Source organism: Phenylobacterium sp. 58.2.17, from assembly GCF_026411515.1.
GTDB lineage: Bacteria > Pseudomonadota > Alphaproteobacteria > Caulobacterales > Caulobacteraceae > Phenylobacterium.
Genome location: NZ_JAPMTQ010000003.1, coordinates 233,840 through 255,335 on the forward strand (window position 1 = coordinate 233,840; position 21,496 = coordinate 255,335).

A 21,496-nucleotide genomic window follows, 5' to 3' on the forward strand; every position below is an offset into this window, starting at 1 on the left:
CGCGACCCATTTAGCGATCCGCGCGCGGGCGGGACGCGATTGGAAGCACATATTTCAAGGCAGGACGCGGCGTTGGCCGCGTCTGAAGACGCCCCTGTCGAACTCAGCCTGGCGGAAAAAGAAGCCGCCTACGAGAAGTTCGTCTGGGACAATCTGAAGCGCAATTACATCGGCAACTACCTGCACGGCATGCTCGGCATGACCGGCTTCCGGCTCATCAACGCGCCGACCTTCCTCCCCGCCTACCTGCACATGATTTCCGGGTCGAACACCATCGTCGGCCTGGGCCTGGCGCTGCAGCAGGTCGGCAGCGTGATTTCGCCGATCTTCGGCGCCACCCAGATCGAACACCGCAGCAAGGTGATGCCGGCCGCCGTCTGGATGGGCGGCCTGGCCCGCGTCCAGATCGTCGGCATGGCGCTGGCTGGCTGGTTCCTCAAGGATCAGTCGCTGGTCGTCACCATGATGATCCTGATGTTCCTGTTCGGGCTGTTCATGGGCACCCAGCGGGTGGTGTTCGGCCTGCTGATGGCCAAGGTCATCCCGCTCAGCCGCCGCGGCCGCCTGCAGGCCTGGCGCAACGCCACCGGCGGCCTGATCGCCGCCGCCCTCGCCTGGGCGGCCGGCAAATACCTGATCGAGGGCAACGTCTTCGGCAACGGCTACGCCACCACCTTCGCGCTCGCCGCCTTCCTGACCAGCCTGGGCCTCTGGGCCCTGCAGCTGCTGCTCAAGGAGCCCGAGCCCCCGAACCTGCCGGCCCAGGCCCGGTTCCGCGACCGGGTGAAGGACTTCCCCGCGCTGATCATGTCGGACAAGGGCTACGCCTGGTTCCTGGTCGTGCAGATGGTCGCCACCGCCAGCCGGATCGCCACGCCGTTCTACATCATCTTCGTCTCGTCCACGATGAAGCTCGACGGCATGACGCTGGGCCTGCTCAGCCTGGCCTTCCTCGGCGCCGACACCCTGTCGAACCTGGTCTGGGGCTATCTGGGCGACAAGACCGGCTTCAAGCTGGTGCTGACGGTCTCGCTGTTCGCCTGGGCCATGGCGACCACCCTGCTGATGCTCAACCACGCGCCCTGGGCGGTGTTCCTGGCCTTCTTCGGCCTGGGCGCGGCGCAGTCGGGGTACATGATGGCCGCCCAGACCATGATCCTGGAGTTCGGCTCGCGGGCCGAGATGCCGATGCGCATCGCCATCTCCTCCACGGCCGAAGGCATCATGGCCTCACTCGGGCCGCTGGCCGGCGGCTTCATCGCCGACCACTACGGTTTCAACGTCGTGTTCGGCGCCTCGATCGGCTTCCTGGTTCTCGGCTTGCTGATCCTGCTCACCGTCGTGAAGGAACCGCGCACGGCACGGATGGCCTCGCTCTGAAGGCGTGCTAGATCGATGTCATGAAGCCCGAGAAGGATCCTGAGGTCGTCGACCTCGCCCAGCATCGAAAGGCCGTCCAGGCTCGCGAGGCGGCGGCCAAGGCCGCCCGCGAAAAGGCCGCGCGCCAGGCGAAGTCGGGCGGCTCGATGCTTGGCGGGCGCAAGCACGCCGGCCTGATCCTGATTGTGGTCATCGTCGCCCTGCTGGCGATCTTCGTCCTGCCGCGCCTGCTCTAGCGAAAAATCCGCAGGGCCGTGTCACACGGCGCGGCGTCCGCGCGTCCTGTCGCTGAACCCTCAGCACAGGACCTCCCCATGTCTGCTCGCCTGAACCCCTACGCCGCCGCGCCGGAAATGATCGCGGCCATGACCGCGCTCGAGACCGCCGTCGTCTCCTCGGGCCTCGAACACAGCCTGATCGAGCTGGTGAAGACCCGCGCCTCCCAGATCAACGGCTGCGCCTTCTGCATCCACATGCATACTCGCGACGCCCGCGCCCACGGCGAGAGCGAGGAGCGGCTGTACCTGCTGGCCGCCTGGTGGGAGAGCTCGCTGTTCACCCCGCGGGAAAAGGCGGCCCTGACCTGGACCGACTCCCTGACCCTGGTCGCCCAGACCCGCGCCCCCGACGCTGACTATGCGGCCATGCGCGAACACTTCGACGAGGCCGAGGCCGTGAAGCTCACCATGCTGATCGGCGCGATCAACGTCTGGAACCGGCTGGCCGTCGGCTTCCGCAGCCAGCACCCGCGCAAGTGGGTCGCCGAAAAGGCGGCCTAAGCGGCCAGCTTGCCCGCCGCGGCCTGGGCGATGCGCGCCTTGGCCATCTCGTTGGCGACGTCGTAGCTCGGCCGCCCCTCGGATGCGGCGCGGTCGAGCACCTCCTCGAGCGTCAGGGTCAGGCGGTCGAGCTTGGCCTGCACCCAGGCCTGGTCGAAGGCCTCGCCGCGCTTCAGGGCCCGGATCTCGCCGGCGACGTTGATGATGCCGCCCCCGTTGATCACATAGTCGGGCGCATAGAGGATCCCGCGGGCGAACACTTCGCGGCCGATCTCGGGGCTGGCCAGCTGGTTGTTGGCGCCGCCGGCGATGATCTTGGCCTTCAGCCGCGGCAGGGTGGCCTCGTTGACCGCCCCGCCCAGGGCGCAGGGCGCGAAGACGTCGGCCTGCGCGTCGAAGATCGCGGCCGGCGCGACGATGGTCGCCCCGGTCGCCGCCGCCACCTGCGCCAGCGCCTCCTCGTTGACGTCGGTGATGATCAGCTTGGCGCCGGCCGCGTGCAGCTTCTGCGCCAGATAAGCCCCGACATGGCCGACGCCCTGGATGGCGACGGTCACGCCGTCGAGCTCGCGGTTCAGGCCGCGTCGGACCGCCAGGCGCACGCCGCGGAACACGCCTTCGGCGGTCACCGGGCTCGGATCGCCGGAGGCGGCCGGATGGCCCTCCAGGCCGGCGACGTAGCGGGTCTCCTTGCGCGCATAACCGAGATCGACCGGCGAGACGCCGACGTCCTCGGCGGTCCAGTAGGCGCCGTTCAGCGCCTCGACCGCGCGGCCGAACGCCTCGAACAGCGCCGGGGTCTTCATGGTCCGGCTGTCGCCGATGATCACCGACTTGCCGCCGCCCAGGTCCAGGTCGGCCATGGCGTTCTTGTAGGACATGGCCCGCGACAGCCGCAGCGCGTCGTCCAGCGCGGCCTCGGCGCTGGCGTAGGGCCACATCCGGCAGCCGCCCGCCGCCGGCCCGCGCGCAGTCGAATGAACCGCGACGATGGCCTTCAGGCCGGTTTTTTCATCGAAGAACGAATGAACGCCTTCGTGAGCCTCGAACGCCGGGGAATCGAACAAGGTCATGCTGCAATCAACGCCTCAAAGCGGAAGAGATTGCCGCCCGATTACGCCCCTCCCCGGCGCTTCACAAGCCCGCTCTGACGCGCCCCGCGGCTTCGGCGTTGACCGGTGCATTGGCCTGGGTCGGCGATCCGGGGATGGTCGGCGCCCCGGACGGCAGCGGCGCCTCCGGCGTCTTGATGAACGACAGCAGGTCGGCCCACACCACCGGCCCCTGGCGGTCGCGGGTCATCAGGTGCCAGCCCTGCGGATAGTAGGCCGAGCGGTCGGTCGGCTTCAGGCGCCCCGCGGCCTGGAACGACGGCTTCTCCGGGATGATCTCGTCGTTGGCCCCGTAGATGTAGAGCGTCGGCGCCTTGATCTCGCCGGTCGCCGCCCAGGCGCGCTCCATCATCGCCACCAGGCCGTAGAGCGTGTCGGAGCGCGCGCCCCAGACCATCAGCGGGTCGCGGCCCATGGCCACCAGTTCCTCGTGATTGTCGGTCGGCTTCACGCGGCTGGTCAGCCAGCGGGGCGGTTCGTAGACCTTGGCGGCGGTGAAGCGCGAAGCCAGCCACAGCATGGTCTTGTACGGCAACGGCTGGTTCGACCAGCCCCAGACCGCAGGCGCCATCAGGATCAGGCGGTCGGCGGCCGGCGGCCGGTCCGAGGCGAAAGCCTCGATCGCCACCGCTCCGCCCATGCTTTCGCCTGCGACGATCAGCGGCACGCCCGGATGGCGCATGCGCGCCACCGCGACCATGGTCCGCAGGTCCTCGACCATCAGCCCGTCGCCGCCCCAGACCCCGCGCTGGGGCGAGCGCCCGAACCCACGCTGGTCGAAGGCGTAGGTCGTCACCCCGTTCTGCGCCCAGTACGGCGCGGCCATGTGGAATGCGTTGGCGTAGTCGTTCATCCCGTGCAGGGCCACGACCACCGCCTGCGGCTCGCCTTGCGCCTCCCAGCGCGTCAGGCCCAGCCGCGCGCCGTCGAACGAGACGAACACGTCCTGCTCCAGGTGCGGCCCCTGGAACGCCGCCGGCGGCGTGCCTGCCTGCTGCACCTGCAAGGGGGTGCAGGCGCTCAGCATCATGGCGACGAGGACGGCGGCGAGGCGTTTCACGAACCCAAAATCTCCAGAACCCTTTGGCGAAGATAGGGCGCCACCTCGGCTTCGAACCAGGGATTCCGCTTCAACCAACCGGTGTTGCGCCAGGACGGATGCGGCATCGGCAGGTAGCTCGGGGCATAGTCGCGCCAGGCGCGCACGGTCTCGGTCATGGCGCCCTTGGCCCTCGGGCCCAACGCCCAGGCCTGGGCGTAGCTCCCGACCAGCAGCGTCAGCTCCACCTTTGGCAACTCCGCCAGCAGCTGCGGCCGCCAGAGCTGCGCGCAGCGCCGCGGCGGCGGATAGTCGCCGCCCTTCGGATTGGTCCCTGGAAAACAGAACGCCATCGCCGCGACCCCGATCTCGGGCCGGCCGTAAAAGGTCGCCGCGTCGATCCCCATCCACTGGCGCAGGCGATCCCCCGACGCGTCGGTGAACGGCAGGCCGCTCTCATGCACGCGCCGGCCCGGCGCCTGGCCCGCGATCAGCAGCCGGGTCTGTGGCCGCACGAACACCACCGGCCGCGGCGCATGCGGCAGCTCGCCGGCGCAGGCCCGGCAGGCGGCGATGTCGTCAAGAACGGCCGAAAGGCTCATTGGCCCGATATGGGCGCAGGGCCCCTACTCGTCCACGTCGCCTGCGGCCGGCGGAGCTGCGGCCACTTCGCCCTCCAGCGGCAGGCGCAGGCGGTAGACGCCCTTGAACTTCTCGGGGTCGGCCGGCTTGCCGTGGCGGGTGATGACGATCTTGCCCTGGCGGGCCAGGCCCCGCGCAGTATTGCGCACGTGGCCGGTCAGCCGCCGCCAGTTCTCGTTGTCGGCGGCGCGCGCCACCTCCTCCGAGGAGGCGGACTTGCCAGGCGCCAGCTTGCCCAGCACGTCGAAGATCACCGCTTCCATGTCGACGCTCATGATCAGCCGCCCCGCTTGATGGTTTCGCGGGCGATGACCACCTGCTGGATCTGGCTGGTGCCCTCGTAGATGCGGAAGATCCGCACGTCGCGATAGAACCGCTCGATGCCATGGTCGGCGACATAGCCGGCGCCGCCGAAGATCTGCACCGCGCGGTCGGCGACCCGGCCGACCATCTCCGAGGCGAAGTACTTGGCCGCCGCGGCTTCCATGGTCACGCTCTGTCCGGCGTCCCGCTTGCGGGCGGTCTCCATGGTCATCGCCTTGGCGACCAGCGCCTCGGTCTTGGAGTCGGCGATCATCCCCTGGACCAGCTGGAAGTTCGAGATCGCCTGGCCGAACTGCTTGCGCTCGGTCGCATAGGCCACGCAGTCGGCGAGCAGGCGCTCGGCCACGCCGATGCAGATCGCCGAGATGTGCAGGCGGCCGCGGTCCAGCACCTGCATGGCGACCTTGAAGCCCTCGCCCTCGGCGCCCAGGCGGTTCTCGACCGGCACCCGGACGTTGTCGAAGATCACGTCGCAGATGTGCGCGCCCTGCTGGCCCATCTTCTTTTCCGGCTTGCCGACCGACAGGCCCGGCAGGCTGCGCTCGACCAGGAAGGCGCTGACCCCGCCGCCGCCCGGCTTGGCGGGATCGGTGCGGGCCATGACCGTGAACAGGTCGGCCTTATTGGCGTTGGTGATGAACCGCTTAGTGCCGTTCAGGACGTAAAAGTCGCCGTCGCGGATGGCGGTGGTCTGGACGTTGGCGCTGTCGGAGCCGGCCTCCGGCTCGGTCAGGGCGAACGAGGTGATGATCTCGCCCGAGGCGATCCCCGGCAGGTACTTGGCCTTCTGGGCGTCGGAGCCGAACATCACCAGCCCCTGGCTGCCGATGCCGACATTGGTGCCGAACGCCGAGCGGAAGGCGGGGCTGGTGCGGCCCAGCTCGACGCCGACCAGGCACTCGTCCTCCATCGACAGGTCGAGGCCGCCGAACTCCTCGGGGATCGACAGGCCGAACAGGCCCAGCCCCTTCATCTCCTCGACCACCTCGGCCGGAATCGCGTCGTCCTCGGAGACCTTGGCCTCCAGCGGCCGCAGCCGTTCGGTGACGAACCGGCGGACCGTGTCGATCAGCTGTTCACGGGTTTCGAGGTCGAGGGCCATGGGAAGTCTCTATTCGCAGACGTGCTTGTCCGCCGGGGTCTCGGCGAACTTGGTGAGGGTGACGCTGATAACCGGATCGGGCCAGACCTCATAGCCCACGGCGCCGGCCGGCACCGTGCAGATCGTGCTCATCTTCTTCATCAGCTTGCCGCCGCGCAGCGCGGTGATCTCGGCCTCGTAGGCCACCGGGCGGGTCAGGCCGTTCCAGATTTTCAGGATCGACTGGCGCTTTTCCACCGAGGCGTCCAGCGCGAAGGCCAGCTTGCCGGCGCCCGCGCCCTTGTAGGTTTCCTTGCCATCGGACACGGCCTTGCCGATGCGCCCGGCCTCGACGTCGTCGAGCGACGGCCGGCCTGCCTCATCGAGACGGATCACCGCGCGCTGGCCGGTCATCACCTGCACCGCGCCCCCCTCGACCTTGGTGCGCGGGTCCAGGCCCGCCGCCTGCAGCGCCTCGACCGGGATGGTCGGCATCTGGGCCTGGGCCGCCCCGGCCGCCAGCCAGATCCCCGCCGCAGCAATGGCCAGACCCCGCATCTCAGGCGCTCGCCGGCGCCATGGCGCCGCGGAGAAAGTCAGTCCGGCCTTGCATCGCCTGTCCCCGCCGCCTAGTTCGCATCGGGCCGCAAATTAGTGACTGAGACCGCGGCGGGCAAACCCCTTCATAGGGGGTCAGGGGACACGATGGACGGCGGCGAAGAACTCGAGATCGGCGGCTGGAAGCACCAGGTAGTGAAGGACGGCGAGTGGGCCGGCTGGGTGCAGTACGGCTCCGACCCGTTCGAGGACCACGCCGGGCCGTTCTACTACCGCGTCGACGAGACCGGCCAACGGGTCTGCGCCATGCGCGCCGAACAGCACCACATGAACGGCGGCGGCTTCATGCACGGCGGCGCGATCATGACCTTCGCCGACTACTGCCTGTTCGTGATCGCGCGGGACGACCTGCAGGACAGCCGCAGCGTGACCGCTCAGTTCAACGGCGATTTCGTCGGCGCGGTGCCGGTCGGCTCGCTGGTCGAGTGCCGCGGCGAGGTGGTCAAGGCGGCCCGCAGCATGGTGTTCGTCCGCGGCCTGATCACCACCGGCGGCGAGCCGGTGATGAACTTCTCGGCGATCATCAAGAAGACCAAGCCGCGGACCTGACCATGAAGAAGCTCGACGCTGCGACCGCCAAGAAGATCGCGCCCTCGGCCCTGATGGTGCTGGTGGCCGGGCCGGTCTTCCTGTTCATGGCCATGGACCTGATCCTCTTCGCGGCCATGAGCGCCTCGCGCGGCGCAACGTCGCCGAACCAGGTGGTCGACCTCTCCATGGAGATCGTCATCTGCATCATGACCGGCGTGCTCAGCGCCTTCGGGATCCGCTCGATCCTGCGCGCGCTCAAGGACTAGGCGGGTCGCCTAGGCTCCCGGCGAAAACCTCACATCGCCGCCTTGGCCGCTGGGCGGCTGCGCATGGCGTTCGCCCAGCGATGCAGATTGGCCAGCTCCTCCGGGATCGGCAGCTTGATCATTCGGGTGAAGTCGATGCCGATGAAGGCGATGATGTCGGCGATGGTCAGCCGCTCGCCGGCCAACCATTGGCTCTCGCCCAGCCGCCGGTCGAGCACCTTCAAGCCCTTCAGGCCCACCTCCTTGTTGTACTCGCCGACCGGCGGGTTGGGCGCCTCCAGCGCGGCCAGCGCCGGATGGGTGTGGCGCACGCCCAGCATGAACGGGTTGGCGACCAGCATTTCGGCGCGCCGGGTCCACATCTCCACCACCGCCGCCTCTTCCGGCGTGCGGCCGAAGAGGTTCGGCTCAGGGTAGCGGCTTTCAAGGTAGCGGCAGATCGCCAGCGACTCGGTGATCGTCGTCCCGTCGTCCAGTTCCAGCGCCGGCACGTTGGGCAGCCCGGCCTTGGCCAGGTAGTCGGCCTGCTTATGCTGCCCCTGGATCAGGTTGAGCTGGACGATCTCGACATCCTCGATGCCCTTCTCGGCCATGAACCAGCGCACCCGGCGCGGGTTGGGAGCCATCGCCGTGTCGTAGAGCTTCATTCCTGATCCTCCCGCAGCGGCTCTGGCGGCCGCGCTATTGTCCGAACAGTTCCCGCGGCATGGCGCCGACCAGCGCCCCGGTCATGCAGGTGGCCAAGAAACCGGCGATCAGCGCCTTCCACACGATGCCGATGATCTCCGTGCGCCGCTCGGGCATCAAGACGCCCATGCCGGTCACGGTTATCCCGACTGACCCGACGTTAGCGAAGCCGCATAGCGCGTAGGTCAGGATCATCCGCGTGCGCTCGGTCATCTCGCCGGCCGGAACCGCGCCCAGCTGAATGAAGGCGATGAACTCGGTCAGCATCAGCTTCACGCCCAGCAGGTAGCCGGCCTTCAGCGCCTCGTCCCAGTGCACGCCCATCGCCCAGGCCAGCGGCGCGAAGACGAGGCCCAGGATCCGCTCGACGGTGATCGCCTCGCCGCCGACCGCCGGCAGCACCGACAGCAGCGCATTGCCGATGGCCACGAAGGCTACGAACACGATCAGGATCGCCGAGATGTTCAGCACCACGGTCAGGCCGTCCATCGTGCCCTTGCTGATCGCGTCGATCGAGCTGTCGTACTTCAGCAGCGAGGAATAGTCGGCATAGAGCCCGCCTTGACCCGGCTTTTCGGGGATCATGATCTTGGCCAGCAGGATGCCGGCCGGCGCCGAGATGATCGAGGCGACCAGCACGTGCGCGGCGGCGTTGGGCAGCACCGACTTCAGGATCGTGGCGTAGGCCACCATGGTCGAACCGGCCACCGTCGCCAGGCCGACGACCATCATCAGGAACAGCTCCGAGCGGGTCAGCTTGTCCAGATAGGCCCGGATCACGATCGGGCTCTCGATCATCCCCAGGAAGATGTTCACCGCCACCGCCAAGGCCGAGGCGCCGCCCAGCCCCATGGTCTTCTGGAACAGCAGGCCGAAGCCGCGGGTGATCCACTTCAGGATGCCCCAGTGCCACAGCAGCGCCGACAGCGCCGAAATCACCAGGATCAGCGGCAGGACCTGGAAGGCGAAGACAAACAGCGCCCCGGAGTTGGTCACCTGATAGGGCTGCTCGCCGCCGCCCATGTAGCCGAACACGAACTGCGTGCCGGTGGCGGTCGCCGCGGCTAGGCCGTCGACGCCGCGATTAATCGCCTCAATCACCGCCTGCGCGCCCGGCAGGCCGAACAGCAGCAGGATCAGCCCGATCTGCACGGCGATCGACCCCAGCGCCAGCCGCCAGGGAAAGGCCTTCCTGTTTTCCGACAGCGCCCAGCAGACGGCGATCACGAAGCCCAGGCCGGCCAGGCTCTGGGCGTTCTCAGGACGAAACATGCATGGCCCCCGGACTCCGCCTACCTGCGGCGTCCAATCTTTCTCAGGTCCGCGCGGACTCGCGCAGGAATTCTCGCGCTATTGACTACGGCAGGGCAGGGTCATGCAAGCGCACGCAACGCCGCGCGCGAACGCCGCCCCTTGACGGAGCCGGATGGCGTCATATTTAATTGTACACAATTGAATTGGAGATAATCAAATGACCACTCTCTACGCCACCCAAGCCCGCGCCGTCGGCGGCCGCGCCGGCCACGTCGAATCCCAGGACGGCCTGCTCAGCCTCGACCTGGCCCTGCCCCGCGAAATGGGCGGCAAGGGCGGCGGGACCAATCCTGAGCAGCTGTTCGCCGCCGGCTACGCCGCCTGTTTCGAGAACGCCGTCCGCTACATCGCCGGCCAGCAGAAGATCCCGCTGAAGGGCGCCGCCGTCACCGCCACCGTCGAGCTGCATCCTCGCGCGGAAGGCGGCTTCAAGCTGGGCGTGGCGCTCGACGCCGAGACCCAAGGCCTCGATCAGGCCGCCGCCGAAGCCCTGGTCGCCGCCGCGCACCAGGTCTGCCCCTATTCCAACGCCATTCGCGGCAACGTCGATGTTGCGCTATCTGTGCGAGCTGAATGACCGCCCGAGCCAAACCTAAAGCAAAGGAGGCGGCCGCCCCTGCGGCCGTCCCCCAGCTGCGCCTCGACAACCAGCTCTGCTTCGCGCTCTACGCCGCCAGCGGGCTGGTGACGCGCGCCTACCGCCCGCTGCTCGAGCCGCTGGGCCTGACCTATCCGCAGTACCTTGTCATGCTGGTCCTGTGGGAAGCCGCCCCGCGCACGGTCAAGGCGCTGGGCCAGGCGCTGGACCTCGACTCCGGCACCCTCACCCCGCTGCTCAAGCGGCTGGAGGCTGCCGGGTTCGTCACCCGCCGCCGCGACGCCCAGGACGAGCGCAAGGTGCAGATCGAGCTGACCGACGCCGGCCGCGCCCTGCGCGAGAAGGCGGCCGAGGTCCCCGCCGCCCTCGCCTGCCAGCTGCACCTGCCGCTCGATGAAATCGTCGAGCTGCGCGCGACCCTGCAGGACCTGGCCCGGCGGATGAAGGCCTAGCGAGCGCCTAGCCGCATCAGCACTTCGCGCGGGATGCCATAGTGCTCGATGGCCGGCTTCTGGTTGCGGATGCCGCAGGCCTCGCGCTGAATGAAGTAGTACCAGACCGCGGTGGCCGCCTCCTTGAGCAGCGGCGCGCGTTCATCCTCGGGCCCCTCGAACGCCTTCAGCGCCGCCAGCGCCTGCTCGACCCGCTGGCCGGCGCGCCCGAGCGCATAGCCGCGCTCTTCCTGGATCTCGTAGTCGAGGATGCTCGCGCCGGTCTTGAACAGCGGCGACGTCGATCCCTGCGGCATGCGGAGACTGGACATAGACGAAGTATGCCGCGCTCCTGCCGAGGAACAAGCTCCACAAGGCGTCATCCCGGACGCCGCTTGCGGCTGTCCGGGATGACGCGTGAAATCCGCCGGCCTACTTGCCGGTCAGTTCCTTCACCAGCGCGGTCTGGCCATAGACCTTGGTCAGCGCCTCGGTCGCCGCCGAGGTGGCGACCACCACCGTGCGGTTGATCGACCCGTCATAGCCGAAGGCCCCGCCCAGCGAGTGGATGTTGCCGTCGAAGGCCGCGCCCAGAACCTCGCCCTTGGCGTTGACCACCGGCGAGCCGGAATTGCCGCCGATGATGTCGTTGGTGGTGACGAAGTTGTAGACCGTGGTCGGGTTGACCTTGGCCTTGGCCTCGACCCAGCGGGGCGCCAGCTTGTAGGGCTCCGCCCCGGTCGCGCGCTCGTAAAGGCCCGCGAAGTTGGTCATCGCCGGCACGGTCACCCCGCGATAGCTCCAGCCGGCGACCTTGCCGTAGGAGAGCCGCAGGCTGAACGTCGCGTCCGGATAGACGGCGTCGCCATAGGCCGCGAACTTGGCGCGGGCCACGCGCTCGGCCGCGGCGTCGGTCGGGCCCTGGACGTCGGTCTCCCAGGTCTTGCGCACGGCGCGGGCGGCCGGGTCGTTGCGCAGCACCAGCTGGATCATCGGGTCGTCCGAGGCCTTGATCGCCGCCAGGCCGCCCTCCCACAGCGCCTTGCGCGCCGCCGGATCGGCCAGTTTGGAGCCGGCGACCGCGCGCTTGGCCAGGCCCTCTGGGCTCTCCTTGCCCAGCAGGGTCTTCACGGCCGGATCGTCGGTGGTCAGGTACTCGCGGGTCTTGGACAGCCAGAAGGCCAGATAGACCTCCTCCAGCTCCGCATCGACCGGCTTGGCGTCCAGCACCTTCTTCTCGACCAGCGGCAGGCGGGTGTCGGCGTACTCGGCCAGCCGTTCGGCGCTCGGCTTCTCGCGCTCCTGGGCGGCGCGGACCAGGGTCTGCGCGTAATAGTAGAGGTTCGAATAGGCCGCGCCGCCCTCGATCTGGCGGTAACGCAGGTAGTTGTTGGCGTAGGCCGCCTGCGCCTTGGCGATGTCGCCCCACGGGTCGCCGATCTCGGCGGCCAGCTTCGGGTCGGCTGCGATCTTGGCCTTCAGTTCGGCCTCTTGGGCGCGCTTGGCGTCCATGAACGCCGCATCGTTCAGCGCCGACTGCTGGCCGTAGAACACCTTGAAGCTGTTCTCGATGCCGAACAGCGGGTCGGTGGCGATGCGCTTGTGCTCGGCGCTTTCCTGCCCGAACTGCGCCAGGCGGCCGCGGATCTCAGAACGCTGCAGCTGCCCGACCGGGATGGTCAGGTCGCGCAAGGTTTCCAGCTGCGAGACGGTCAGCAGGCGGTTGGTCGAGCCGGGATTGCCGGAGACGAACGTCGCCTCGCCTTCCTGCGGCGCGCGGGAGACCCAGGTCAGGTGGGTCGGCGTCACCGCCGGCTTGCCGTTCTCGTACAGGCGGATGAAACCGACATCGAGGTTGTAGCGGGGGAAGTTGAAGTTGTCCGGGTCACCGCCGAAGAAGGCCGTCGCGAACTCCGGCGCGAACACCAGCCGCACGTCGGCGTACTTGCGGTACTTGTAGAGCTTGAACTGACCGCCGCGGTACAGGCTGATCACCTGGCAGCGGACGTTCGGGTCATCGCCGCAGCCGGCCTGCTCGGCCGCCGCCATCGCCGCCTCGCGGGCCCGGACATAGTCCTGGCCGGTCTTGCCGGCGCCGGCCGCCTGGATGTCCTTGGTGACGTCGGTGATCGAGGAGAGGATCTCGGCCTGCATCCCCGGGCACTTCTTCTCGTCCTCGCGCGCGGCGGTCAGGAAGCCGTCCTTCACATAGTCCTTGTCGCCCGACGACAGGTCCTGCACGCACTCGACCACGCAGTGGTGGTTGGTGAGCACCAGGCCCGAACCGGAGACCAGCGAGGCCGAGCAGCCGGTGGTCAGGCGCACCGAGGCGCCCTGCATCCGGTCCAGCCACTTCTGGTCCAGCTTCAGCCCGTAGGCCTGGTTGACCTTGGCGAGGGGGAAGTTGTCGTAGGTCCACATGCCTTCGTCGGCCAGCGCCGGCGCGGCGGAGATCGAAAACGCGGCGGCCAGTCCTAGGCCCGCGCCGAACTTCACAGAATTCATAGTCACCAACTTGAAAGGCGCTGAGCGCCGCGGAGATGTAACTCTGTAACATCCACATGGCGGCCGGGCCAACCGCCATGGCCGCGCCTTACCTCGATTTAACTAGGCGAGAACGGCGGTCGGCCGCACATGCTGAGGCGAGGAGGCCCCCATGTCACTGGCTCTAGCGACCCTGATCTACGAATGGCGCCGCTACCTGGCCGCGGTGATCGCGCTGGCCTTTTCGGGCCTGTTGATCCTGGCCCAGGTCGGCATGTTCACCGGCATGATCCAGGCCGCGACGGCCACGATCAACCGCTCGCGGGCGGACCTGATGATCATGCCGGCCAAGTCGGAGAGCCTTATCAACTCGGGCCCCTCCAGCCTGCCGCGCCGCATCGGCCCGCAGCTCTACCTCAACCCCAACGTCGCCGAGGTCGCCAGCTTCGACGGCGGCGGCGGCCGCTGGACCAACCAGCCCAAGGACGGCCAGAAGCAGGTCACCACCTTCGTGCAGGTGAACATGGTCGACACCGAGCCGGGCGCCCTGACCCTGCCGGTCGACTATCCCGAGGCCGTCCGCATCGCGCTGATGGAGCCGAACGCCGTCGCCATCGACCGCTCGGCCCTGGGGCGTCTCGGCGTCAAGCTCGGCGACACCGCCACCGTCAACGGCAAGACGGTCCGCGTCCGCGCGCTGCTCGACAACTACCCTGACATCAACCAGCCCTCGATCGTCGTCTCGCGCGACACGCTGCGGCGGCTCGGCATGATGGAGAAGGGCGAGAAGACCGGCCCGCTGATGGTCCGTATCAACAATCCCGCCCAGGCCGCGGCCGTCCGCGACCAGCTCAACGCCGAGGCCAAGGGCGCCTACCGCGCCTGGACCCGCGCCGAGCTCGCCCAGGCCAACGAGAGCGCGCTGATGAAGGAGCAGATCATCGGCATCTTCCTCGGCTTCTCGGTGTTCCTCGGTTTCCTGATCGGGGTCGGCATCACCTCCCAGACGCTGCGCGGCGCCATCCTCGCCAACATCAAGGAGTTCGCCTCCCTGCGCGCGCTCGGCGTCTCGATGGGCTCGCTGCGGCTGATCGTGCTGGAGCTGTCGTTCTGGGTCGGGGTCGTCGGCCTCGGCGCCACCGCCCTCTTCACCTTCCTCGTTTCGATGCTGGCGCGCAGCGGCGGACTGCCGATGGGCTTCCCGCTCGGCTGGGTGGCGGCGGTCGCCGTGCTGCTGATGGCGATCTCGCTCGCCTCCGGCCTGATGGCCCTCGGCATCCTGAAGAAAAGCCAACCTGCGGATCTGCTGCGATGACTTCGGAAAACGCCGTCGCCCTCCGGGGCAAGGGTCTTACCAAGCGCTTCAAGACCGGCCGCACCCACATCGAGGTGCTGAAGTCCGTCGACTTCGAATGCCGCCATGGCGAGATGACCATGGTCATGGGCCCGTCGGGCTCGGGCAAGTCGACCCTGATCGCGAGCCTCTCGGGCCTGCTGCGGCCCGACGAGGGGATCGTCACCGCGCTCGGCGAAGACCTCTGGAGCCAGCGGCCGGGCCGAATCGACAAGTTCCGCCTCGACCACTGCGGCTTCATCTTCCAGGGCTTCAACCTGTTCGGCGCGCTCAGCGCCCTGCAGCAGGTGACGACGATCCTCAAGTACAAGGGCTACTCGCCCTCAGAGGCCAAGGACCGCGCCGCGCTGGCCCTCACCGAGGTCGGGCTCGGCCACCGTCTCGGCCAGCGACCGGCCGAACTGTCGGGCGGCGAGAAGCAGCGCGTCGCCATCGCACGCGCGCTCGCCAAGGATCCGCGCCTGCTGTTCGCCGACGAACCGACCAGCGCTCTGGACGGCGAGAACGGCCAGATCGTCATCAAGCTGCTGCAGCGCGCGGCCAAGGAGCACGGCGCGGCGGTGATCTGCGTGACCCACGACCCGCGGCTCGAGGCCTATGCCGACCGCATCATCCACATCGAGGACGGACGCATTCTGGACGATCGCCGCACCGGCGCGTCCCAGCCTGCCGCCCCCGTCAGCCACACCGAGCTCGTTGGAGCCTAGACCATGCTCGCCTTCGTGAAATCCAACCGCATCAAGATCGCGGTCGTCGCCGCCGTGGTTCTGCTGGGCGGCGGCGCCTTCATGGCGTCGAGCCAGGCCAAGGCCAAGAAGGAGGAGCAGGCCAAGGCCGCCGCGGCCGCCGCCCCCAAGAGCCCCTTCGTCGCCGTCGCCAACGGCAAGGCCGACGTCGAGGGCGGCATGATCCAGGTCGCCGCCCGCCGGGCCGGCATCGTACGCGAGGTCTATGTCCAGGAAGGCGACAAGGTCGTGAAGGGCCAGATCCTCGCCCGCCAGGAAGACGACGAGCCCAAGCTCTCGGCCGCCCGCGCCGCGGCGTCGGTCGAGCAGGCCAAGGCCCAGATGGCCCAGTATCAGGTCCAGCTCTCCACCGCCGAGCGCGAGCACAAGCGCCTGCAGGGCCTGGTCTCGACCAACTTCGTCGCCGCCCAGAAGGTCGACCAGGCCGTCGACAAGATCCGCGAGGCCCAGGCCAACATCCAGGCCCAGCGCGCGGCCATCGCCACCGCCCAGGCCGCCCTGGAGGAGGCCCGCTACAACCTCGAACTGACGATCATCCGCGCCCCGACCGACGGTCGCATCGCTCGCCGCTACGCCAATCCCGGCGCCGGCGCCTCGACCTTGAACGTCTCCAATATGTTCGACCTGGAGCCCGAGGCCCCCCGCATCGTCCGCGCCGAGATCGCCGAGAGCTCGCTGCCGCACGTCGCCATCGGCCAGACCGTGCAGATCGCCCCGGAATCCGAGCCGACCAAGGTCTATAACGGCAAGGTGCTGCGCCGCGCCGCTGTGTTCGGGGCCCGCAAGCTGCAGTCGGACGATCCCAGCGAACGCGCCGACGACCGCGTCGTCGAGGTGGTGGTCAGCGCCGACAGCGCTCCCTTCCTGATCGGCCAGCGGGTGCTGGTGAAGTTCATGCGCGACGGCGCCACGGCCCTGGCCGCGCGATAGGTCGCCCCCACGAGAGCAAGAGCGCGCCTTCTCCCTAGCGGGAGAAGGTGGTCATAGGCCAGGCAGCAAAGCCCCTCCCGTCGGGCTTTGCCTGACGCCTTCTCCCGCAAGGGAAGAAGGAAACTCGGGCCATGCCTGATCGCCGCCGTTCTGGGGGGCGGGAGGGAAAGACCCCGGCTTGACGTCCACTCTCCCGCACCGCACAAACCGCGACGAAATTTCAAACCCCTGTTTGATGGGAGACTTCTCATGGCGGACATCCGCTTCGACGGCAAAGTCGCGATCGTCACCGGCGCGGGCGGCGGCCTGGGCCGTCAGCACGCCCTTGAGCTGGCCCGTCGCGGCGCCAAGGTCGTGGTCAACGACCTGGGCGGTTCGGTCGACGGTTCGGGCGGCTCGTCCGCTGCGGCCGACGCCGTGGTCGCCGAGATCAAGGCCGCCGGCGGCGAAGCCATCTCCAACGGCTCGTCGGTCACCGACGACGCCGGCGTCGCCCTGATGATCAAGCAGGCGATGGACACCTGGGGCCGCATCGACATCCTGATCGCCAACGCCGGCATCCTGCGCGACAAGTCGTTCTCCAAGATGGAAATGGCCGACTTCGAGTTGGTCGTGAACGTCCACCTCATGGGCACCGTGAAGCCCGTGAAGGCCGTCTGGGAGATCATGAAGGAGCAGAACTACGGCCGCATCGTCGTGACGACCTCGTCGTCGGGCATGTACGGCAACTTCGGCCAGTCGAACTACGGCGCGGCCAAGCTCGGCATCATCGGCTTCATGAACACCATCAAGCTCGAAGGCCAGAAGAACAACATCCACATCAACGCCATCAGCCCGGTCGCCGCCACCCGCATGACCGAAAACCTGATGCCGGCCGAGGTGCTCGAGCGCCTGAAGCCCGAATACGTCACCCCGGGCGTCGTCTACCTCGCCTCGGAAGAAGCCCCGAACGGCGCGATTCTCACCGCCGGCGCCGGCGCCTTCGCGCTGTCGCGCATCTATGAAACCGAGGGCGTGTATCTCGGCGAGGGCGGCCTGTCGGTCGAAGAGGTCCGCGACAATTGGGCCAAGATCGCCGACCCGACCGGTCAGCAAGCCTATGTCACCGGCGGCGAGCAAAGCGGCAAGTTCTTCCGCAAGCTGCAGGGCGGCTAAGAAGTCCCAGCCGCAAGGCGGCGGATTTGGCGGGCGGTCGTTCCTTCAGCAGGGGCGGCCGCCCGTTTCGTTTCTCCATACCATTGCGCCGATTTCACTTGCCGCCGCTTGAGTTATCGCGCGTAACCTAACGGAAGGAGCAGGCCCAGGAGAGGCGTGCCCCCTTAGGGAGAAACCACACTTGACCCAGGCCTCGCCGGCTCCGCGCGCCAGCACGCTGCCGCTGTCCACGATCTTCGCCTTCGCCGCGACCAGCCTGCCGATTCAGGCGGTGGTCATCGCGGTGGCGGTCTACCTGCCCCGACATTACGCCAGCCACCTGGGCGTCAGCCTCGCCGCCGTCGGCGGGGCCTTCTTCATCGTCCGCATGATCGATATTCCGGTCGACGGCCTGCTGGGCTGGGTGATGGACAAGACGCGCACCAAATGGGGCCGCTACCGGCTCTGGACCGTAGTCGGCGCGCCGTTCCTGATGGCCTCGATGTACTGGTTGTTCATGCCGGCCGAGGGAGTCGGCATCGGCTACCTGATCTTCTGGCTGCTGGTCATGTACCTGGGCACCTCGATCCTCAGCCTCTCTCACGCCGCCTGGGCCGCGACCCTGGCGCCGGCCTACAACGACCGCTCGCGCGTCTTTGGCATCATGACCGCGGTCGGCGTGCTCGGCGCAGCCGCCGTGCTGGCCATCCCGATCATCGCCGAAGCCCGCGGACTGCCCGACTCCGGCAACGTCGCGACCATGGGCTGGTTCATCCTCGCCCTGACCCCGATCGCCGTCGGCCTCGTGGTCTGGCGCACGCCCGAGCGGATCGCGCCCGACATCCCCGGACACCAGTTCAAGCTGCGCGACTACTGGTCGCTGGTCTCGCGCCCCAGCATGGCGCGCATCCTGGCCGCCGACCTCTGCCTGGCCTTGGGTCCGGGCTGGATGAGCGCGCTCTACCTGTTCTTCTTCACCGACAGCCGCGGCTTCACCACCGGCCAGGCTTCAATCCTGCTGGCGGTGTACATCCTGGCCGGCTTCGCCGGCGCCCCGATGATGGGCCGCCTGGCGATGATGATCAGCAAGCACCGCGCGGTGATGGTCGCCACCACCGGCTACTCGCTGGTGCTGATCTCGCTGATGGCGATCCCCAAGGGGAACATGCTGATCGCGATCTTCCCGATGTTCCTGGCCGGCTTCCTGGCCGCGGGCTTCAACGTGCTGACCCGCGCCATGACCGCCGACATCGCCGACGAGGTGCGCCTGGAGCAGGGCCGCGAGCGGTCGGGCCTGCTCTACGCAATCACCACCATGACCACCAAGATCGCCGGCGCCTTCTCGATCGGCCTGACCTTCCTGGTGCTCGAGGCGGTCGGCTACCAGGCCAAGGAAGGCGTGGTCAACACGCCCCAGGCCATCCACAATCTCGAACTCGCCTACCTGATCGGACCGGTGGTGTTCGTGATGCTCGGCGGGGCCTGCATGATCGGCTACGGCCTCGACGCCAAGCGCCACGCCGACATCCGCCGTAAGCTCGACGAGCGCGACGCCCTCTATACCGAGACCGTCACCGTCGAGACCCTCGCCACCGAAAACCTCACCCTGGAGACGGTGACCGTCGAAAGGACCATTGCCGTCCCGCCGCAAGCGGGCCGATAGTAAAATCAGGACTGCAGGCCCGGCTCGTCCGGGCCTCTTTTTTTTCCAAACCGCCCCGTCCATTTTTCAGGGGCCAGACATTTGAGGCGTTCATGGCGAATTCCGCCGCTGGCAGCTCGCGCCTGCCCCTGCCCGTCGTCATGGCGTTTTCCTCGACGGCGCTCCCTATCGCGGCCATCGGCCTGGTGATGGCGGTCTATCTGCCGAGGTTCTTCGCCGGCCAGCTCGGCCTGTCGCTGGCCGCGGTCGGCGTCGCCTTCACCGTCGTGCGGCTGATCGATCTGGCGATCGACCCGCTGCTGGGCATGGCGATGGACCGCACGCGCACCCGTTTCGGCCGCTACCGGCCCTGGCTGCTGGCCGGCGGCCCGATCGTGATGTTGGCCGCCTACATGCTGTTCATGGCCCCTCACGGGATCACCGAGACCTATCTGATCGGCTGGCTGCTGACCCTCTATCTGGGCGTCTCGATCCTGACCCTGGCCCAGGCGGCCTGGGGCGCGTCCCTGGCCACCGACTATCACGACCGCTCGCGGGTCTACGGCGTCATCCAGGCGGTCGGCGTCATCGGCGCGGTGCTGATCCTGCTGCTGCCGCTGGCGCTCGGGAAGCGCGGCGAAGGCGCCGGCGGCGTCCACGCCATGGGCTGGTTCTGCATCCTGCTGATCCCGGTCGCCCTCGCCCTCTGCACCCTGGTCACTCCCGAGCGCGTCGCGCCCGAGACGGACTCCAAGGAACGCGTCACCCTGCGCGACTACTGGGACCTGGTCCGGCGGCCGGAGATGGCCCGGCTGATCTTCGCCGACCTGTTCATGGCCCTCGGCCCCGGCACGACCGCGGCGCTCTACCTGTTCTTCTTCCACGACGCCCGCGGCTACACGACCCCGCAGACCGGCGTCCTGCTGGTGTTCTTCATCGGCGCGGGCCTGGTCGGAGCGATGTTCTGGGGCTGGCTGGCCCAGAAGATCGGCAAGCACCGCGCCCTGATCGTCTCGGCCGTCGCCTACGCCGTCACCCAGTCGGCGCTGATGATCATCCCGCCCGCCACCATGGCCCTGGCGATCCCGGGCATGTTCTCGGTGGGCTTCGTCTCCTCGGCCTTCGTGCTGATCGTCCGCGCCATGGTCGCCGACGTCGCCGACGAGGTCCGCCTGGAGACCGGCAAGGAGCGCGTCGGCCTGCTCTACGCCCTGGTCACCACCACCCAGAAGGTCGGCACCGCGATCACGGTCGGGATCAGCTTCACGGTCCTCGACCTCGTCGGCTACAACGCCGCCGACGGCGCGACCAACACCCCGCAGGCGATCCGCGGGCTCGAGCTCTGCTACGTCTTCGCCCCGATCATTCTGGTGTTTTTCGGCGGCGCGGCCTTCATCGGCTGGAAGCTTGACGCCAAGCGCCACGCCGAAGTCCGCCGTCAGCTCGACGAACGCGACGCCCTGGCGGCCGAGGCCGGCCTGCTGGACAGCGTCAGCGGCGTCGGCTTGGCGACCGAGGCGCCGCGCTAGCCGATCGCTGCATGTGTCATCCTGGCTTCGGCGCCGTCTTGCTCCGCAACCCGGGATGACACGCCGAGGATCAGGCCAGCATCCGCGCCGCCGCCACGAAGGCCTGGGCCGCGGCGCTGTCCGGCGCGGTCGCCACCAGCGGCCGGCCCTGGTCGCAGGCCTCGCGCAGCGACACCTCCAGCGGGATCTCGGCCAGCACCGGCACGCCCAGCTTCTCCGCCTCGGCCTTGGCCCCGCCCGAGCCGAAGATCGGGATCGGCGCGCCGGTGGTCGGGTCGGTGAAGAAGGCCATGTTCTCGATCACGCCCAGGATCGGCGTCGCCGTCTTCTGGAACATCGAGGCCGCCCGCCGCGCGTCGATCAGCGCGATCTCCTGCGGGGTCGAGACGATCACCACCCCGTCGATCTTCATCTTCTGGATCAGGGTCAGCTGGATGTCGCCGGTGCCGGGCGGCAGGTCGACGACCAGCACGTCCAGCGGCTGCGCCTCCGAACCCCAGGCCACGTCGTTCATCATCTGGCGCACGGCCGAGGAAGCCATCGGCCCGCGCCAGATCATCGGCGCGCCCTCGTCGACCATGAAGCCGATCGACATCACCTTCAGCCCCCAGGCCTCCAGCGGCTGCAGCTTGCCGTCCACGAAGGCCGGCTCCTCGTCGATCCCCAGCATCCGCGGCGCCGAGGGGCCGTAGACGTCGGCGTCCAGCAGCCCGACCTTCAGCCCCTGGGCGGCGAACGCCGCCGCCAGGTTGACCGAGACCGTGGACTTGCCGACCCCGCCCTTGCCGCTGGCCACCGCGATCACGCGGCGCACATGGGCCGGGCGCTGGGCGTCGGCCGGCGGGGCCGGGGCGGCCTGCGGGTCCTGGGCCACG

The 21,496-nt window shown here is 68.5% G+C and carries 24 protein-coding genes; 13 read left to right on the top strand and 11 right to left on the bottom strand.

Going from position 1 to position 21,496, the window contains the following annotated elements; genetic code table 11:
• The first annotated feature begins 72 nt into the window (after window positions 1-72).
• The 3 genes from OUA97_RS04240 (at window position 73) to OUA97_RS04250 (ending at window position 2,159) form a co-directional block, all read left to right on the top strand.
• A complete protein-coding gene (locus tag OUA97_RS04240; RefSeq protein WP_267230567.1) occupies window positions 73-1,380 on the top strand; it encodes an MFS transporter in 1,308 nt (435 codons plus the stop codon).
• 20 nt (window positions 1,381-1,400) lie between these two features.
• Entirely contained in the window at window positions 1,401-1,616 is a 216-nt protein-coding gene (locus tag OUA97_RS04245) for a hypothetical protein (RefSeq protein ID WP_267230568.1), read from the top strand.
• A 78-nt stretch (window positions 1,617-1,694) separates the two neighbouring features.
• The gene (locus OUA97_RS04250) at window positions 1,695-2,159 is read left to right on the top strand and encodes a carboxymuconolactone decarboxylase family protein (RefSeq protein ID WP_267230569.1); all 465 of its coding nucleotides are present in this window, start codon (window positions 1,695-1,697) and stop codon (window positions 2,157-2,159) included.
• Here the strand turns inward: OUA97_RS04250 and OUA97_RS04255 are convergent.
• The 6 genes from OUA97_RS04255 to OUA97_RS04280 all read right to left on the bottom strand — a co-directional run bounded on the left by OUA97_RS04255 (window position 2,156) and on the right by OUA97_RS04280 (window position 6,915).
• Complete coding sequence (locus OUA97_RS04255; protein WP_267230570.1) at window positions 2,156-3,232, bottom strand: Glu/Leu/Phe/Val family dehydrogenase; 1,077 nt, start codon at window positions 3,230-3,232, stop codon at window positions 2,156-2,158. The genes OUA97_RS04250 and OUA97_RS04255 overlap by 4 nt on opposite strands.
• Window positions 3,233-3,293: 61 nt before the next feature.
• Window positions 3,294-4,331 carry an alpha/beta hydrolase gene (locus tag OUA97_RS04260; RefSeq protein ID WP_267230571.1) on the bottom strand — a complete coding sequence of 346 codons (1,038 nt, stop codon included), beginning with the start codon at window positions 4,329-4,331 and terminating at the stop codon, window positions 3,294-3,296.
• On the bottom strand, window positions 4,328-4,912 hold the full coding sequence (locus tag OUA97_RS04265) for a uracil-DNA glycosylase family protein (protein ID WP_267230572.1): 585 nt from the start codon (window positions 4,910-4,912) through the stop codon (window positions 4,328-4,330). Before OUA97_RS04265 ends, OUA97_RS04260 begins: the two co-directional genes overlap by 4 nt.
• Before the next feature lie 24 nt (window positions 4,913-4,936).
• Window positions 4,937-5,227 carry a DUF3253 domain-containing protein gene (locus OUA97_RS04270; RefSeq protein ID WP_267230573.1) on the bottom strand — a complete coding sequence of 97 codons (291 nt, stop codon included), beginning with the start codon at window positions 5,225-5,227 and terminating at the stop codon, window positions 4,937-4,939.
• Between the two features lie 2 nt (window positions 5,228-5,229).
• Complete coding sequence (locus OUA97_RS04275) at window positions 5,230-6,378, bottom strand: acyl-CoA dehydrogenase family protein (RefSeq protein WP_267230574.1); 1,149 nt, start codon at window positions 6,376-6,378, stop codon at window positions 5,230-5,232.
• Between the two features lie 9 nt (window positions 6,379-6,387).
• On the bottom strand, window positions 6,388-6,915 hold the full coding sequence (locus OUA97_RS04280) for a hypothetical protein (RefSeq protein ID WP_267230575.1): 528 nt from the start codon (window positions 6,913-6,915) through the stop codon (window positions 6,388-6,390).
• Between the two features lie 147 nt (window positions 6,916-7,062).
• Here OUA97_RS04280 and OUA97_RS04285 point away from each other — a divergent pair, with 147 nt between their 5' ends.
• Both OUA97_RS04285 and OUA97_RS04290 read left to right on the top strand, forming a co-directional pair.
• Entirely contained in the window at window positions 7,063-7,524 is a 462-nt protein-coding gene (locus OUA97_RS04285; protein ID WP_267230576.1) for a PaaI family thioesterase, read from the top strand.
• 2 nt (window positions 7,525-7,526) lie between these two features.
• Window positions 7,527-7,772, top strand: a complete 246-nt coding sequence (locus tag OUA97_RS04290; RefSeq protein WP_267230577.1) for a hypothetical protein — start codon at window positions 7,527-7,529, stop codon at window positions 7,770-7,772.
• A 29-nt stretch (window positions 7,773-7,801) separates the two neighbouring features.
• Here the strand turns inward: OUA97_RS04290 and OUA97_RS04295 are convergent, their stop codons facing one another.
• Complete coding sequence (locus OUA97_RS04295) at window positions 7,802-8,419, bottom strand: glutathione S-transferase family protein (protein ID WP_267230578.1); 618 nt, start codon at window positions 8,417-8,419, stop codon at window positions 7,802-7,804.
• Between the two features lie 34 nt (window positions 8,420-8,453).
• Window positions 8,454-9,731: a NupC/NupG family nucleoside CNT transporter gene (locus OUA97_RS04300; RefSeq protein WP_267230579.1), complete on the bottom strand. Its 1,278-nt coding sequence runs from the start codon at window positions 9,729-9,731 to the stop codon at window positions 8,454-8,456.
• Window positions 9,732-9,930: 199 nt separating this feature from the next.
• Here OUA97_RS04300 and OUA97_RS04305 point away from each other — a divergent pair, with 199 nt between their 5' ends.
• Both OUA97_RS04305 and OUA97_RS04310 read left to right on the top strand, forming a co-directional pair.
• On the top strand, window positions 9,931-10,350 hold the full coding sequence (locus tag OUA97_RS04305; RefSeq protein ID WP_267230580.1) for an organic hydroperoxide resistance protein: 420 nt from the start codon (window positions 9,931-9,933) through the stop codon (window positions 10,348-10,350).
• The gene (locus OUA97_RS04310) at window positions 10,347-10,823 is read left to right on the top strand and encodes a MarR family winged helix-turn-helix transcriptional regulator (protein ID WP_267230581.1); all 477 of its coding nucleotides are present in this window, start codon (window positions 10,347-10,349) and stop codon (window positions 10,821-10,823) included. The genes OUA97_RS04305 and OUA97_RS04310 overlap by 4 nt, the downstream gene beginning before the upstream one ends.
• On the opposite strand, the gene OUA97_RS04315 is transcribed toward OUA97_RS04310, so the two are convergent.
• Window positions 10,820-11,134: a DUF6665 family protein gene (locus OUA97_RS04315; RefSeq protein WP_267230582.1), complete on the bottom strand. Its 315-nt coding sequence runs from the start codon at window positions 11,132-11,134 to the stop codon at window positions 10,820-10,822. The two genes, OUA97_RS04310 and OUA97_RS04315, sit on opposite strands and share 4 nt — an antisense overlap.
• Window positions 11,135-11,234: 100 nt before the next feature.
• Window positions 11,235-13,307, bottom strand: a complete 2,073-nt coding sequence (locus OUA97_RS04320; protein ID WP_267230583.1) for a S46 family peptidase — start codon at window positions 13,305-13,307, stop codon at window positions 11,235-11,237.
• Between the two features lie 151 nt (window positions 13,308-13,458).
• Here OUA97_RS04320 and OUA97_RS04325 point away from each other — a divergent pair, with 151 nt between their 5' ends.
• From OUA97_RS04325 to OUA97_RS04350, 6 genes are all read left to right on the top strand, one after another.
• Window positions 13,459-14,601: an ABC transporter permease gene (locus OUA97_RS04325; protein ID WP_267230584.1), complete on the top strand. Its 1,143-nt coding sequence runs from the start codon at window positions 13,459-13,461 to the stop codon at window positions 14,599-14,601.
• Entirely contained in the window at window positions 14,598-15,347 is a 750-nt protein-coding gene (locus OUA97_RS04330; RefSeq protein WP_267230585.1) for an ABC transporter ATP-binding protein, read from the top strand. The genes OUA97_RS04325 and OUA97_RS04330 overlap by 4 nt, the downstream gene beginning before the upstream one ends.
• Before the next feature lie 3 nt (window positions 15,348-15,350).
• Window positions 15,351-16,316 (top strand): HlyD family secretion protein, encoded by a 966-nt coding sequence (locus OUA97_RS04335; protein WP_267230586.1) that lies wholly within the window; start codon window positions 15,351-15,353, stop codon window positions 16,314-16,316.
• Between the two features lie 249 nt (window positions 16,317-16,565).
• A complete protein-coding gene (locus tag OUA97_RS04340; RefSeq protein WP_267230587.1) occupies window positions 16,566-17,471 on the top strand; it encodes an SDR family NAD(P)-dependent oxidoreductase in 906 nt (301 codons plus the stop codon).
• Window positions 17,472-17,652: 181 nt separating this feature from the next.
• Window positions 17,653-19,113, top strand: a complete 1,461-nt coding sequence (locus OUA97_RS04345) for an MFS transporter (protein ID WP_267230588.1) — start codon at window positions 17,653-17,655, stop codon at window positions 19,111-19,113.
• Window positions 19,114-19,205: 92 nt separating this feature from the next.
• Window positions 19,206-20,621: an MFS transporter gene (locus tag OUA97_RS04350; RefSeq protein ID WP_267230589.1), complete on the top strand. Its 1,416-nt coding sequence runs from the start codon at window positions 19,206-19,208 to the stop codon at window positions 20,619-20,621.
• Window positions 20,622-20,691: 70 nt separating this feature from the next.
• On the opposite strand, the gene OUA97_RS04355 is transcribed toward OUA97_RS04350, so the two are convergent.
• Window positions 20,692-21,496: Mrp/NBP35 family ATP-binding protein (locus tag OUA97_RS04355; protein ID WP_267230590.1), on the bottom strand; the 805-nt coding region annotated here is incomplete at its 5' end.

Coding starts and splice junctions, on each gene's coding strand:
- OUA97_RS04275 (WP_267230574.1), bottom strand. CDS start 6,378: ATGGCCCTCGACCTCGAAACCCGTGAACAGCTGATCGACACGGTCCGC.
- OUA97_RS04330 (WP_267230585.1), top strand. CDS start 14,598: ATGACTTCGGAAAACGCCGTCGCCCTCCGGGGCAAGGGTCTTACCAAG.
- OUA97_RS04245 (WP_267230568.1), top strand. CDS start 1,401: ATGAAGCCCGAGAAGGATCCTGAGGTCGTCGACCTCGCCCAGCATCGA.
- OUA97_RS04320 (WP_267230583.1), bottom strand. CDS start 13,307: ATGAATTCTGTGAAGTTCGGCGCGGGCCTAGGACTGGCCGCCGCGTTT.
- OUA97_RS04265 (WP_267230572.1), bottom strand. CDS start 4,912: ATGAGCCTTTCGGCCGTTCTTGACGACATCGCCGCCTGCCGGGCCTGC.
- OUA97_RS04300 (WP_267230579.1), bottom strand. CDS start 9,731: ATGTTTCGTCCTGAGAACGCCCAGAGCCTGGCCGGCCTGGGCTTCGTG.
- OUA97_RS04270 (WP_267230573.1), bottom strand. CDS start 5,227: ATGAGCGTCGACATGGAAGCGGTGATCTTCGACGTGCTGGGCAAGCTG.
- OUA97_RS04335 (WP_267230586.1), top strand. CDS start 15,351: ATGCTCGCCTTCGTGAAATCCAACCGCATCAAGATCGCGGTCGTCGCC.
- OUA97_RS04325 (WP_267230584.1), top strand. CDS start 13,459: ATGTCACTGGCTCTAGCGACCCTGATCTACGAATGGCGCCGCTACCTG.
- OUA97_RS04315 (WP_267230582.1), bottom strand. CDS start 11,134: ATGTCCAGTCTCCGCATGCCGCAGGGATCGACGTCGCCGCTGTTCAAG.
- OUA97_RS04340 (WP_267230587.1), top strand. CDS start 16,566: ATGGCGGACATCCGCTTCGACGGCAAAGTCGCGATCGTCACCGGCGCG.
- OUA97_RS04280 (WP_267230575.1), bottom strand. CDS start 6,915: ATGCGGGGTCTGGCCATTGCTGCGGCGGGGATCTGGCTGGCGGCCGGG.
- OUA97_RS04305 (WP_267230580.1), top strand. CDS start 9,931: ATGACCACTCTCTACGCCACCCAAGCCCGCGCCGTCGGCGGCCGCGCC.
- OUA97_RS04285 (WP_267230576.1), top strand. CDS start 7,063: ATGGACGGCGGCGAAGAACTCGAGATCGGCGGCTGGAAGCACCAGGTA.
- OUA97_RS04350 (WP_267230589.1), top strand. CDS start 19,206: ATGGCGAATTCCGCCGCTGGCAGCTCGCGCCTGCCCCTGCCCGTCGTC.
- OUA97_RS04250 (WP_267230569.1), top strand. CDS start 1,695: ATGTCTGCTCGCCTGAACCCCTACGCCGCCGCGCCGGAAATGATCGCG.
- OUA97_RS04290 (WP_267230577.1), top strand. CDS start 7,527: ATGAAGAAGCTCGACGCTGCGACCGCCAAGAAGATCGCGCCCTCGGCC.
- OUA97_RS04295 (WP_267230578.1), bottom strand. CDS start 8,419: ATGAAGCTCTACGACACGGCGATGGCTCCCAACCCGCGCCGGGTGCGC.
- OUA97_RS04310 (WP_267230581.1), top strand. CDS start 10,347: ATGACCGCCCGAGCCAAACCTAAAGCAAAGGAGGCGGCCGCCCCTGCG.
- OUA97_RS04255 (WP_267230570.1), bottom strand. CDS start 3,232: ATGACCTTGTTCGATTCCCCGGCGTTCGAGGCTCACGAAGGCGTTCAT.